We start from the raw sequence: 12,577 nt of genomic DNA, 5'->3' as shown, positions 1-12,577 counted from the left end.
AGGGTTTTAGGCGTCTAAAAAGCGGAAACCCGCATGAATACTGGCCTGAGGCGTGTAAAAGAGACGATTTTCAGTGGATAACTGTCGAACTCGGGTGTTCCAGGCTGCGCAGGTCGCAGGTCTGAGTCCTGAATTGACGACTTCATGGGTCTGGTCCATTTCGATCGGAGTTGGTGTAACCGGGATCATACTCAGCTGGATTTCTCGCGAGCCTATCATCACAGCCTGGTCGACACCTGCCGCCGCTTTCCTTGTTGCGGCTCTGGCCACAACGCCTTACGAAGAAGCCATTGGTGCGTATCTGGTATCGGCGATAGCCTTTGTTTTACTTGGTCTGTCGGGTTATTTCGAAAAGGTCATTCGTCTGATTCCATCCGGCATTGCTGCCGGGTTGTTGGCCGGTATTCTGCTGCAGTTTGGTATCGGTGCCTTTGGTGGCATGAGCGTTGATCCGCTGTTGGCCGGTATGCTGATCCTGGCGTATGTAGTACTCAAGCGTTTCACGGCGCGCTATGCCGTGGTGGGTATTCTGCTCTTGGGTGTTGTTCTGCTTTTGGTTCAAGAGCGTGTCGATCTGTCGGCACTGGAACTGAGACTCGCAGCGCCGGTTTTCACCATGCCGTCGTTCTCATTCAACGCCCTGTTGAGTGTTGCCTTGCCTTTGTTCCTGATTACGCTGACCGGACAGTATATGCCTGGCATGCTGGTGTTGCGTAATGACGGCTTCAAAACCAGCGCCAACCCAATCCTGACCATTACGGGCCTGGGCTCCTTGCTTATGGCTCCCTTTGGATCGCATGCCTTCAACGTGGCTGCTATCACGGCTGCAATCTGTACCGGCAAGGAAGCGCACGATGACCCTTCCAAGCGCTGGGTCGCAGGGATCGCCGCAGGTGTTTTTTATATCCTGGTGGGTGTCTTCGGCGTGACTCTTGCCGCCGTCTTCATGGCGTTCCCGCAGGCCTTCATCAGCACTTTGGCGGGTTTGGCTCTGCTGGGCACGATTGGCGGCAGCCTCGCCAGTGCCATGGATGATCCCAAATCTCGGGAAGCAGCTCTGATCACTTTCCTGGCATCTGCCGCGAATATCACGCTGTTGGGGATTGGCGGTGCCTTTTGGGGATTAGTGATCGGCCTGGGATCCTACCTTGTGCTCAATGGTCGCTTGCCACGCCGCCAGACCGTTGAACTCGTGGCATGCTCGGGAGAAGCCTCTCAATGAGCACGCAGTCTAAGTCTTCTGCCACTTCTACTTGGCACGAACAGCACGGTCGCTATCCCCAAGCAGGCAATGTCGCTGACTTTCGTCGCAACCTGATGCAGGTACGGCAGCGGATCGCTGATGCCTGTCTCAGGGTGGAGCGAGATCCTCAGGATGTGCGTTTGCTGCCGGTCAGCAAAACCTTTTCCGAGCCCCAGCTGCGACTGGCATATGAAGCAGGGTGTCGCCAGCTGGGTGAAAACAAGGTGCAGGAGGCCTATCGGAAATGGGGCAACCTGTCTGACCTGTCTGAGTTGCGATGGTCGGTGATAGGCCATCTGCAAACCAACAAGGCCAAACTGGTCGCACGTTTCGCCAGCGAATTTCAGGCACTGGACAGCCTGAAACTGGCGGAGGCGCTGGACCGGCGTCTTCAGGCAGAGGGGAGGGAGTTGGATGTCTTCGTACAGGTCAATACCTCAGGTGAGAGCAGCAAGTACGGTCTTGCCCCGGACGAGGTGGCGACTTTCATGCGGCAGATGCCTCACTTTTCCGCTCTACGTGTCCGCGGGTTGATGACACTCGCTCTGTTTTCGTCCGATGCGCCTCGGGTCCGCACCTGCTTCGCATCTTTGCGCGAACTTAGAGACCGCTTGCGTCAGGAGATACCCGCAGGCGTCACATTGGATGACTTGTCGATGGGAATGTCAGGCGACTTTGAAATCGCCATAGAGGAAGGCGCTACCGTCGTTCGTGTTGGCCAGGCCATTTTCGGTGCTCGCGCTATTCCGGACAGTCATTACTGGCCTTCGGCATAGTTGGCTGGCTGCAACGGCACGTTTACCCATTCTTATTTTTACCCACTTATCGTTAAGGAATTACCGCACTATGTACGATTCTTCGATCACCCTGGACACCTTTGATGCATCGTTGGCTGAGGCTTTGCAAGGCGAAATCCAGCGTCAGGAAGACCATGTCGAGCTGATCGCCTCCGAGAACTATGCGAGCCCGCTGGTGATGGCGGTGCAGAATACGGTGTTTACCAACAAATATGCCGAAGGCTACCCAGGACGTCGCTACTACAGCGGTTGCGAGTACGTCGATCAGGCTGAGCAGCTGGCCATCGACCGTGCCAAGGCGCTGTTCAACTGTGACTATGCCAACGTGCAGCCACACGCGGGGGCTCAGGCCAATGCGGCGGTCTTTCTGGCGCTGGTGCAGCCGGGCGATACCGTGATGGGTATGAACCTGGCACAGGGTGGTCACTTGACCCACGGTAACCCATCAAACTTTTCAGGACGGCACTACAATATCGTGCCCTATGGCCTGGACCCCGAAACCGGCCTGATCGATTACGACGAGATGGAGCGCATTGCGCTGGAGACTCGTCCCAAGCTGCTGATCGGTGGCTTTTCAGCCTATTCGCGTCGTAAGGACTGGGGTCGGATGCGCGCCATTGCCGACAAAGTGGGAGCCCTGTTCTGGGTTGATATGGCGCACGTGGCCGGTCTGGTGGCGGCCGGTGAATACCCGGACCCCTTGCCCCATGCCCATGTGGTCACCAGCACCACCCACAAGACGCTAAGGGGACCGCGTGGCGGGCTGATTTTGTCCAAGGGGCAGGATGAGGACTTCTACAAACGACTGGACTCGGCGATATTTCCGGGTGTGCAGGGCGGCCCACTGATGCACCAGATAGCCGCCAAGGCTGTGGCGTTCAAGGAAGCGTTGGCGCCCGAGTTCAGAAGCTATCAACAACAGGTTGTGATCAACGCTCGCGCAATGGCCACTGTGATTCAGGCGCGTGGATACAAAGTCGTGTCTGGTGGCACGGACAACCACATGATGTTGATAGACCTGATCGGCCGCAGTTACACCGGCAAGGAGGCGGATGCAGCCTTGAGTGAAGCCTGGATCACCACCAACAAGAACTCGGTGCCTAATGATCCACGCTCGCCGTTTGTTACCTCGGGACTTCGCATCGGTACACCGGCAGTAACCACCCGTGGTTTCGGTGTGGCAGAGTGTGAACAGCTGGCCGGTTGGCTGTGTGATGTGCTGGATGCGCTGGGATCCGCCGACCGCGATGCTGTCATTGCCAGGGTGCGGGAGCAGGTGCTGTCGCTGTGCCGCCGTTACCCGGTCTATGCCTGAGGCGAAAGTGTCTCGGCTATACGAGGTTGCCGTTATACTCGGTTATTCCCCGTCATTAGCCCCGTAGAAAGAGGCAAGGAGAGTCAAAGGTGAACGTGACACGGAACGGCCTGCTGGCACAGGTCTCGGCGGCCCATCTGATCAGCCATCTGCATATCATGACGGTGCCCGCGTTGTTGCCGCTGCTGCCCGGGGTGATGGAGGTCGGTTTCGTCGAGCTGGGCATCGCCATCGGCGTGTTCAACATTGTCACGGCGATGGTGCAGATCCCGCTCGGTTTCATGGTCGACCGGATCGGGGCCAAGCGCATGCTGCTGGCTGCGCTGCTGCTGGGAGCCTTCAGTTTCGGGCTGGTGGCGGCCATACCGACCTACAGCTGTCTGCTGGTAGCCATGGTGCTGGCGGGGTTGGCCAATGGCGTTTACCACCCTGCAGACTATTCATTGCTGTCTCGCGGGATGGCGCCGGAACGGATGGGAAAGGCGTTCTCGGTGCATACCTTCTCGGGTTTTCTGGGCGGTGCGCTGGCGCCACCGGTGATGATAGGGGTGGCATTGATGCTGGAGCCGCGTTGGGCGTTTGCGGTTGCCGCAATGGCGGGCTTGCTGGTATGTACACTGGTGATGCCTGGAGTGGGGCAGGGGCTGCCGGACCAGGGTACTGCTGATGCATCTCGCGTCGAGCAACGTCCTCTGGCCACGCCGCTGGCTTCTTTGGCAATTCTGATGCTGCTGTTCATGATGCTGAATCTGAGCACTGGCTCGATCGAGCAGTTCTCGGTATCGGCACTGGTGGGCGGATTCGATGTATCACTGCCGGACGCCAACCGGGCGCTGACGGTATTTCTGTTCTCGACTGCCTTTGGCGTGCTGGCCGGTGGTGTGCTGGCCGACATGACTAAACGACACGGTTCCCTGGCGGGGATTGCCTTTGCACTGGCGGCCTGTCTGGCGATGGTGGTGGCGAGTGTACCGCTGTCGCCCCTGATGTTGGCACTGGTACTGGGCGCGACCGGTTTCCTGGCCGGTGTGGTCGCTCCGTCACGTGACATGCTGGTACGTGCGGCGTCACCGGCAGGGGCGGAGGGGCGTACTTTTGGCATCGTCTCGACCGGTTTCAACCTCGGAGGCGTGGTTGGGCCAATACTGTTCGGCTTCATGCTGGACCATGGCTGGTATACCAGCCTGTTCTGGGCCGCAGCCGCGTTTATGGGGATCACTACCTTGATCGTGCTGTTGCAGGAACAGCGCAGGGTAAAGTATCTGGAAGAGACAAATCTGGCAGGTGCAAACTAAACCAGTATTTCGCGTTTGGAGAACTCTTCTTTCAGGGCTCGCTCGAGGCTTGCTATTCATGCTGCCCAGATCGCAGTAAAATCGCCAGCTTTAAGATCACTATCGGAGTAACCACCCATGGGCAGAGCGTATCAGAACCGCAAAGAGTCGATGGCCAAAACATCAGACATGAAGGCCAAGCTCTACAGCCGTTACGGGCGCGAAATCTATGTCACGGCCAAATCGGGTGGGGTCGACCCCGATGGTAATCTGGCGCTGCGTGGCTTGATCGATCGCGCGAAAAAGGAGCAGGTTCCAGGGCACGTGATCGAAAAGGCGCTCGACAAAGCCAAGGGGGCTGGCGGCGAAGACTACTCCCCGGCGCGTTACGAAGGTTACGGCCCCGGTGGCAGCATGGCCATCATCGAATGCCTGACTGATAATCCCAACCGCACCTTCGGCGACGTGCGTCAGGCGTTTACCAAGACCAAAAGCAAGATCGGTACTCAGGGCAGCGTCAGCCATATGTTCGATCACTGTGCCATCTTTGTCTTTGCTGGCGATGATGAAGAAGCGGTGCTTGAAGCCCTGATGGAAGGGGATGTTGACGTTACCGATATCGAACTTGAAGACGGCAAAATTACCGTCTTCGCGCCCAACACTGAATATTTCAAGGCCAAGACCGCGCTGATCGAACGCTTTGGCGATCTTGATTTCGACGTTGATGAAATTCAGTTCATCCCGCAAAGCTATACCAGCCTCAGTGGCGACGATGTGGCGATGTTCGAGAAATTTCTGGCGATGCTGAACGATCTGGACGATGTACAGCAGGTGTACCATAACGTCGAGTTCTGAAAGGACTGCTCCGCGCCAAAAGCCGCCACGTAGTGAATAGAAAGAGGCCAGCCTACTGAGCGATCAGGCCGAGGAGGGCCTGACGTAAAAGCGGTTATCGCCATATGCAGAGCAGCCTTGGCGCTCGCCATGAATGATCATGTTGAGCGCCAAGGCATTTGCCGGTGTCGGGCCGGCGCGTAACTTAGACTTTGAAACGACCCAGTTGCTGGTCAAGGCGAGCGGCGCTGGTGGATACCTCTTTACCTAGTGCCGTGACCTGTGCAGCAGCCTGCGCCAGTACGTCGGCCGAATCGCCGATGCTGGTGATGTTGCGGTTGATCTCTTCGTTCACCATGCTCTGTTCTTCGGCAGCAGTCGCGACCTGAGTGGTGTTTTCAGAAATGGCAGTGATGCGTGAAGAGACGCCTTCCAGTCGCTGATAGCTGGAGTGACTCTGCTCGACGGTCTGAGCGGCCATGCCACGGCAGTGCTGCATGCGGCCGACACTGTCATCCACATCGCGTTTCAGGGCTGAAATGAGTGTGTCGATATCGCCGGTAGCGTCCTGCGTGCGGCTGGCAAGGTTTCGGACTTCATCAGCAACCACCGCGAAGCCACGTCCCTGATCACCTGCGAGCGCGGCTTCTATTGCGGCGTTCAGGGCCAGCAGGTTGGTCTGTTCGGCGATATTCCGTATGGTTTCGATGATCTTATAGATTTCGTCACTGCGGCTGGCAACCTGACCGATACTCTCTGAAGCGTCATCCAGTGCGCCGGACATGTTACCGATTTCGTCAACGGTCGATTTGAGCGTGCTGCGGGTGGCGCTGACTTCATGCTCGGAGCTGCCGGCGTCCTGAGCCGTTTGACCGGCCAGGTTGGCCACCTGGGTGGCAGTAGCGGCCATCTCGTTGGCGGCTGCCGCTACACTTTGCAGCTGTTTCTGCTGCTCTTCAGTTGATTCTCGGGTTTGTTGTGCATTGTCTGCCAGGGCCTTGGCATTCTGCTGCAACTGTGCCGACAGGCTGATCAACTCATGAATGACGGTGCGTATCTTGCGGGTAAAGCTGTTGAAACCATCCGAAACGGCGTTCAGTTCAGCATGACGGAAATGCTCCAGCTCCTGTGTCAGGTCGCCCTCAGAGCCTCCCAGTGCCTGCATGCGTTCGCCGAGTTGAGCCAGCGGTTTGGTAATGCCGGATATGAACAGATTCACCACCGCCAGAGTAATCAGCAGAATGACGCCTGCGGTGATCAGCAAATCCCAGATGGTGCTGCTGCGGTTATCTTCCATATCGGCCTGTAACTGGTTCAGTTCTGCCAGGGCGGCGGCCTTGGGAACTTCCACAATCAAACGCCAGCGGGTATTGGCGACGGACAGTTCCTCAGTCACCATAATGATATCGTTGCTGTCTTCAGGGTTGTTGATGCGTTGCAGGAAGTCTGGATCAACGGATTGAACGGTCTTCCCGGCGGCTTGGGTAAACCGGCTGGATGCGATAACACGATTCTGCTGGCTGAGCAGTGTAATACTGGCTTCGCCGTCATAGAGGTTCTGTGACAGTTTTTCAGTCAGTTGCTGCAGCACCGGCAGGTTGATGTCGGTGCCGGCAACCCCGATCACCTTTTTGTCGTGCATGATGGGTACGGTGAGGGACGTCATCAGTACCGAATTGCCCGGCTCGATCTCGTACAGGTAGGGCTCTACCATACAGGGTGAGGCTGTTTCGCGTGGGCACAGATACCATTCGGATTCACGCATGCCGTTTGCGTTCAGTGTGGCGTCCAGTTTGCGGTTCGAGTCTTCGGTAGGATAAAACGTGAGTGAATCACCTTCTCTTACCCAGTAAATTTCAAGGTTGCCCTGTTTCGAGCTGTGCTCCAAATCTCCCTTGTACAGGTTGTCGAAGTTGTCATAGCCATTGGGTTCGAACTGGGCATACATGGAGCTGACTTCTTCGTTGGCCAGCAAGTGCGCCCGGACCAGTTGCTTGGCCGCATGGCGTGAAACCAGTTGATCGGTCCAGGCGGTTGCGCCCATGAAAGTCGCCAGGGCGGTTGCCGAGTCGAAACCGCGCTCAAGGCGCTGGCGAATATCAACCGATATCTGTCCAGCGGTCAGGTGCAATTGGTCATTCACGTTCTCGGTAATGATGCCTGTGGTGTCGTCCACAGCCTTGTCGATGGATGATTGATAAGCCCCGAGCGCAAGAAAAATGACAATTCCGAGTGAGACGAGGATGGCAAGTGCTGAGCCGACCAGCAGTTTGAAGCGGATGGACAGGTTGGTCATATAGTCCGTTCCTCAGGAGAAGTTGTGTGGGCATGTCACGCGGGCAGGCGCGACAAATAGTCCGCAGAGCGCATAGTTGCCTGAAAACTCCTTCTTTCAGAATGGTTATAACAGCTTTATAAAGAACTTGGTGAGCGTTGTCGAGCCGATTAACCCTCCTGCTTGCGATAGGCCAGTGGGCTGACACCGGTCCAGTGTTTGAATGCCCTTGAGAACGCGCCTGGCTCGGCGAACCCCAGTTGGCTTGAAATATCCCCGATGCTCAAATTTTGCCGGGTCAGCATCATGATCGCCTGGTCTCGGCGCAGGTTGTCCTTGATCTTCTGGTAGGAGGTACCTTCGGCCTTCAATTTGCGTGATAGCGTATAAGAGGTGGTGTGCAGCTGCTCCGAGACCCAATCAAGATTGGGCAGGCCACCTTCTTCAAACCCTTCCAGCAGGCCGCGTACCCGGGTGCTCAGGCTATCGTCTTCGTCGGTCCAGATCAGCAGGTCGCGCGGTGAACTGAGAATGAACTCGTCCAGCTCCCGTGTGGTGCGCGTTACCGGCATGCTGAGGTAGTTTTTGCTGAAGAAAATACTGCTGCGGGGTTGCTCGAACAGGCATTTGCAGGGGTAGATGAAGCGATACTCATCGAAGTGAGAGGGAAGCGGGTGGGTAAAGCTGGCATGGCTGAGTACGATCTTGCGCCCAATCAGCCATCCGATCAGGCGATGCCAGACCATCAGCAGCCACTCCACCAGAAAATTATCCGGATCCAGCTCAGGGTGGTGATGAGTAAGGCTCAGTTCGACCTCGTCGCCCTCCAGCCTCAGGCTGATCTCGATATCATCCGAGAACAGGCGGTAACAGCGGATGCTTTGCCGCATTACGTCTTCAAGATTGGTGCTGTGCACCACCAATGATCCCATCAGATGAAAGTGCCCAACCCGACAGGGGGATGATGTAAGCCCCATGAACTCGTCGTCCAGCTCGCGCCAGATACGGCGAAACAGCTGGATGAACTGACCGGTGCGCAGTCGTGCCTTGGTTTGGTTGATCAGGTCTGGATCGATATCACAGCTGGCAAGCAAGCGCTCCACATCACGCCCCTGAGCGCGATAGCCCTGCAGCATGGCGCGAGCATAGTGGGACGAAAAAGTCAGGTTCTTCATAGGTCAGGGCTGGGCTCTGTACGGGCTGATTGATATTAACCGCTTGTTTTTGATGACGAATCAGTGGTGCAAAAAATGTCAATTTATCTGTCGAAAGTTGTCATTCTGTTGCCACGGGCGATTGCATTACTCTGCGTTCATACAGAAGGAATAGGTATTTTCCCTTATTCATGCCCGGTTTGGCCAGTGTGGTCTGTCCGGGTAATGGTGAACCTCATTAGAACAATAAGCAGGTTTCAGTATGGACAAGATCAGTTACAACGATTTCATCAAGGATTTCACGCCGGAATCGATCATACAGAACTTCGTGGGCGATTTTAACGCAGGTCTGAATGTCTGTGAGGAGATCTGTGATCGCTGGGCAGATGACCCTGCAAAAGTCGCGCTGCGCTATGAACTGGCGGATGGCAGTGGCGGTGAAATGACCTTCCGCGAACTGATGCAGCGTTCTGCTCAGTTTGCCAACTTTCTGAAGTCTCAGGGGATTGGCAAGGGTGATCGCATCTCGGCCCTGCTGACCCGTACCCCCGAGTTGATGGTTGCCGTTCTGGGTGCACTGCGCGCCGGTGCCGTTTATCAGCCCATGTTTACCGCCTTTGGTTCGGGTGCCATTGAGTACCGGGTACAGAAAGCCGATACCAAACTGATCATTACCAATCCTGACCAGTGGTCGAAGCTGGCGGATGTAAAGGGGCTGCCCACCACCATGCTGGTGGCTGAAACCGGTCATCCGCTGGAAGGGGAGGCGGACTTCCTGTTCCAGTCGACACTGGATCAACAGTCGGATCAGTTTGAACCGGTAAAAATCGGCCCGGAAGATCCCTTCCTGCAGATGTTCACTTCCGGTACCACCGGCAAGTCTAAGGGGGTGACGGTTCCGGCCAAGGCGCTGTCGGCGTTCTATGTCTATATGCGCTATGCCATCGGTCTGCGTGATACCGACAATTTCTGGAACGTGGCTGACCCGGGCTGGGCGTATGGACTGTACTACGCCGTGGTGGGGCCGCTGTTGCTGGGTTGCACCACCCACTTCAATGAAGCCGGCTTTACCGCCGAAAACACCTTCGAGTTTCTGCGCAAGCATCGCATCACCAACCTGGCAGCCGCGCCTACGGCCTACCGCATGCTGAAGGCCAACGACAAACTGTTGAAAGACTATCCCGAGATCGATCTTCGGGTGGCCAATAGTGCTGGTGAGCCCCTGAACCCTGAAATCGTGAGCTGGGTACAGCGTGCGTTCGGCTGCCTGGTCTGCGACCAGTATGGTCAGACCGAGACCGGCATGACCTCTGCCAACTTCCATGAACTGGAACATCAGCTGCGCGATGCCAGCATGGGCTATCAGTTGCCGGGCTACCGTCTGGTGGCGCTGGATGCCAACTTCAATGAAGTGGCGGCGGGTGAAAGTGGCGAGCTGGCCATCGATATGGAAAATTCACCGCTCTATTTCTTCCAGGGGTATACCTGGGGTGAAAAAAGCCCCTATCACGGAAAGTACTACCTGACGGGTGATGTGGTGATCAACAACGGTGATGGCTCGCATTCCTACACCGGACGTGATGACGACATCATCGCCTCTGCCGGATATCGCATCGGGCCTGCCGATGTGGAAAGCACGCTGCTGGAGCATGAGGCAGTGGTCGAGAGTGCCGTGGTGGGCAAGCCCGACGACAGTCGTGGTTTCATCGTTAAGGCCTATGTGGTGACACACCCGCATGTTGATGCCGATGATGCGCTGGCTGAAACTCTGAAGCAGCATGTGCGCAATCGGCTTTCCACCCACGCCTTCCCGCGTGAAATCGAATTCGTGAACGATCTGCCCAAAACTTCAAGCGGCAAGATTCAACGTTTCCTTCTGCGTAAGCAGGCAGCTGAGGAAGTGGCTTCTTAGTGAGCATTGAGGCCTTCGGGCCTCCTTTTTCCCCTTTTGCTGCTGATCGATAAAGGTACTGAGATATGAAAATACTGGTCGCTGTTAAGCGTGTGATTGATTACAACGTCAAGGTACGGGTCAAATCCGACCGTTCCGATGTAGACCTGGCGAATGTCAAAATGTCCCTCAACCCATTTTGCGAAATCGCGGTGGAAGAGGCGGTACGCCTGAAAGAGGCCGGCAAGGCGGATGAAATCGTAGTCGTCTCTATTGGCAGCAAGGCCTGCCAGGAGCAGCTGCGTACCGCGCTTGCACTGGGTGCTGATCGTGCCGTTCAGGTCGAGGCGCCGGATCAGCTGGACTCCCTGTCGGTAGCGCGCATTCTGCAGAAGCTGGCGGAAGAGGAGTCAGCCGACCTGATTCTGCTGGGCAAGCAGGCAATCGACTCTGACAACAACCAGACCGGTCAGATGCTGGCCGCGCTGATGGACCGTCCGCAGGCAACTTTTGCGTCCGAAGTCGTGGTTGAAGGCGACAGCCTGAAAGTGACCCGCGAAATAGACGGCGGTCTGCAAACCCTGAGCCTGAAGCTGCCCGCGGTTGTGACCACTGACCTGCGTTTGAACGAGCCGCGCTACGCGTCTCTGCCCAATATCATGAAGGCCAAGAAAAAGCCGCTGGATGTGAAAACTCCTGAAGAGCTGGGTGCACAGCTGGCTGCCGGTGTGCAGCTGATGAGCGTTGAGCCGCCGGCTGAGCGTCAGGCCGGTATCAAGGTTGGCTCGGTAGAAGAGCTGGTAGACAAACTGCGTAACGAAGCAAAGGTGGTCGCATGAGCATTCTGATCCTGACCGAACACGATAACCAGTCCCTCAAGCCGGTTACCCTGAGCCTGGTAACAGCCGCTCAGCAGATCGGGGGTGATATCGACCTGCTGGTAGCGGGCGAAAACTGTCAGGCTGTAGCCGATGCCGCGGCTGCCATTACCGGTGTGCGCAAGGTGATCGTGGCGGATAATGCTGCTTATGCGCACCAGTTGGCTGAGAACGTCAGTAAATTGATGGCTGAAATCGCAGATGGCTACAGCCATATTCTGGCGCCGGGCACGACGACCGGTAAAAACATAGCGCCCCGCGTGGCGGCACTGCTGGGCGTGAATCAGCTGTCGGACATTATCGCGGTTGAGTCGCCCGATACCTTCAAGCGCCCGATCTATGCCGGCAACGCCATTGCAACCGTGAAGTCAGCGGATGCGGTAAAGGTGATGACTGTGCGCGGCACCGCGTTTGATGCGGCGCAAGCCACCGGCGGCAGTGCAGCCATTGAGAGCAGCGGCGCCGTGCATCAGCATGCTGACGTGAGCTTTGTTGGCGAAGAGCTGGCCAAGTCGGATCGTCCCGAGCTGACCGCTGCATCCGTGGTCATCTCCGGTGGTCGTGGCATGGCCAACGGCGACAACTTCGAGCTGCTGTACAAGGTCGCGGACAAGCTGGGGGCTGCGGTCGGTGCGTCCCGTGCCGCCGTCGATGCCGGCTTTGCGCCCAACGACATGCAGGTAGGGCAGACCGGCAAGATGGTTGCGCCCGAGCTGTACATCGCGGTGGGCATCTCCGGCGCCATTCAGCACTTGGCCGGCATGAAGGACTCCAAGATCATTGTGGCGATCAACAAGGATGAAGAGGCGCCGATCTTCCAGGTGGCCGACTATGGCCTGGTAGGTGATCTGTTTGAGGCGATGCCTGAACTGGAGAGCCGGCTCTGATCAGGGTATTCTTGCGGGAAAGTTGATCC

The 12,577-nt window shown here is 56.8% G+C and carries 10 protein-coding genes; 8 read left to right on the top strand and 2 right to left on the bottom strand.

The window, feature by feature from the left end:
• Positions 1-73 precede the first annotated feature (73 nt).
• From ABIE61_RS16450 to ABIE61_RS16430, 5 genes are all read left to right on the top strand, one after another.
• Positions 74-1,222 (top strand): benzoate/H(+) symporter BenE family transporter, encoded by a 1,149-nt coding sequence (locus ABIE61_RS16450; RefSeq protein WP_354411461.1) that lies wholly within the window; start codon positions 74-76, stop codon positions 1,220-1,222.
• Positions 1,219-2,019: a YggS family pyridoxal phosphate-dependent enzyme gene (locus tag ABIE61_RS16445; RefSeq protein ID WP_354411459.1), complete on the top strand. Its 801-nt coding sequence runs from the start codon at positions 1,219-1,221 to the stop codon at positions 2,017-2,019. The genes ABIE61_RS16450 and ABIE61_RS16445 overlap by 4 nt, the downstream gene beginning before the upstream one ends.
• 70 nt (positions 2,020-2,089) lie before the next feature.
• The gene (gene glyA, locus ABIE61_RS16440) at positions 2,090-3,355 is read left to right on the top strand and encodes a serine hydroxymethyltransferase (protein ID WP_354411458.1); all 1,266 of its coding nucleotides are present in this window, start codon (positions 2,090-2,092) and stop codon (positions 3,353-3,355) included.
• A gap of 89 nt (positions 3,356-3,444) precedes the next feature.
• Positions 3,445-4,650, top strand: coding sequence for an MFS transporter (locus tag ABIE61_RS16435; protein WP_354411456.1), 1,206 nt, complete (start codon positions 3,445-3,447; stop codon positions 4,648-4,650).
• Between the two features lie 117 nt (positions 4,651-4,767).
• Positions 4,768-5,484: a YebC/PmpR family DNA-binding transcriptional regulator gene (locus ABIE61_RS16430; protein WP_206835051.1), complete on the top strand. Its 717-nt coding sequence runs from the start codon at positions 4,768-4,770 to the stop codon at positions 5,482-5,484.
• Positions 5,485-5,668: 184 nt separating this feature from the next.
• Here ABIE61_RS16430 and ABIE61_RS16425 read toward each other — a convergent pair whose 3' ends face one another.
• Both ABIE61_RS16425 and ABIE61_RS16420 read right to left on the bottom strand, forming a co-directional pair.
• Entirely contained in the window at positions 5,669-7,759 is a 2,091-nt protein-coding gene (locus ABIE61_RS16425; protein ID WP_354411452.1) for a methyl-accepting chemotaxis protein, read from the bottom strand.
• A 149-nt stretch (positions 7,760-7,908) separates the two neighbouring features.
• A complete protein-coding gene (locus ABIE61_RS16420) occupies positions 7,909-8,913 on the bottom strand; it encodes an AraC family transcriptional regulator (RefSeq protein WP_206835041.1) in 1,005 nt (334 codons plus the stop codon).
• Between the two features lie 241 nt (positions 8,914-9,154).
• Here ABIE61_RS16420 and ABIE61_RS16415 point away from each other — a divergent pair, with 241 nt between their 5' ends.
• The 3 genes from ABIE61_RS16415 to ABIE61_RS16405 all read left to right on the top strand — a co-directional run bounded on the left by ABIE61_RS16415 (position 9,155) and on the right by ABIE61_RS16405 (position 12,548).
• On the top strand, positions 9,155-10,804 hold the full coding sequence (locus ABIE61_RS16415; RefSeq protein WP_354411449.1) for an AMP-binding protein: 1,650 nt from the start codon (positions 9,155-9,157) through the stop codon (positions 10,802-10,804).
• Positions 10,805-10,869: 65 nt separating this feature from the next.
• Complete coding sequence (locus ABIE61_RS16410; protein ID WP_206835033.1) at positions 10,870-11,622, top strand: electron transfer flavoprotein subunit beta/FixA family protein; 753 nt, start codon at positions 10,870-10,872, stop codon at positions 11,620-11,622.
• Positions 11,619-12,548, top strand: coding sequence for an electron transfer flavoprotein subunit alpha/FixB family protein (locus ABIE61_RS16405; protein WP_354411447.1), 930 nt, complete (start codon positions 11,619-11,621; stop codon positions 12,546-12,548). Before ABIE61_RS16410 ends, ABIE61_RS16405 begins: the two co-directional genes overlap by 4 nt.
• Positions 12,549-12,577 lie beyond the last annotated feature (29 nt).

The sequence above is a fragment of the Marinobacterium sp. MBR-111 genome, from assembly GCF_040547585.1.
Lineage (GTDB): Bacteria > Pseudomonadota > Gammaproteobacteria > Pseudomonadales > Balneatricaceae > Marinobacterium > Marinobacterium iners.
The sequence above is the reverse complement of the archived record's forward strand: the minus strand, read 5'-3'. Positions and strand labels throughout refer to the sequence as shown.

Coding starts and splice junctions, on each gene's coding strand:
- ABIE61_RS16445 (WP_354411459.1), top strand. CDS start 1,219: ATGAGCACGCAGTCTAAGTCTTCTGCCACTTCTACTTGGCACGAACAG.
- glyA (WP_354411458.1), top strand. CDS start 2,090: ATGTACGATTCTTCGATCACCCTGGACACCTTTGATGCATCGTTGGCT.
- ABIE61_RS16430 (WP_206835051.1), top strand. CDS start 4,768: ATGGGCAGAGCGTATCAGAACCGCAAAGAGTCGATGGCCAAAACATCA.
- ABIE61_RS16425 (WP_354411452.1), bottom strand. CDS start 7,759: ATGACCAACCTGTCCATCCGCTTCAAACTGCTGGTCGGCTCAGCACTT.
- ABIE61_RS16420 (WP_206835041.1), bottom strand. CDS start 8,913: ATGAAGAACCTGACTTTTTCGTCCCACTATGCTCGCGCCATGCTGCAG.
- ABIE61_RS16415 (WP_354411449.1), top strand. CDS start 9,155: ATGGACAAGATCAGTTACAACGATTTCATCAAGGATTTCACGCCGGAA.
- ABIE61_RS16410 (WP_206835033.1), top strand. CDS start 10,870: ATGAAAATACTGGTCGCTGTTAAGCGTGTGATTGATTACAACGTCAAG.
- ABIE61_RS16405 (WP_354411447.1), top strand. CDS start 11,619: ATGAGCATTCTGATCCTGACCGAACACGATAACCAGTCCCTCAAGCCG.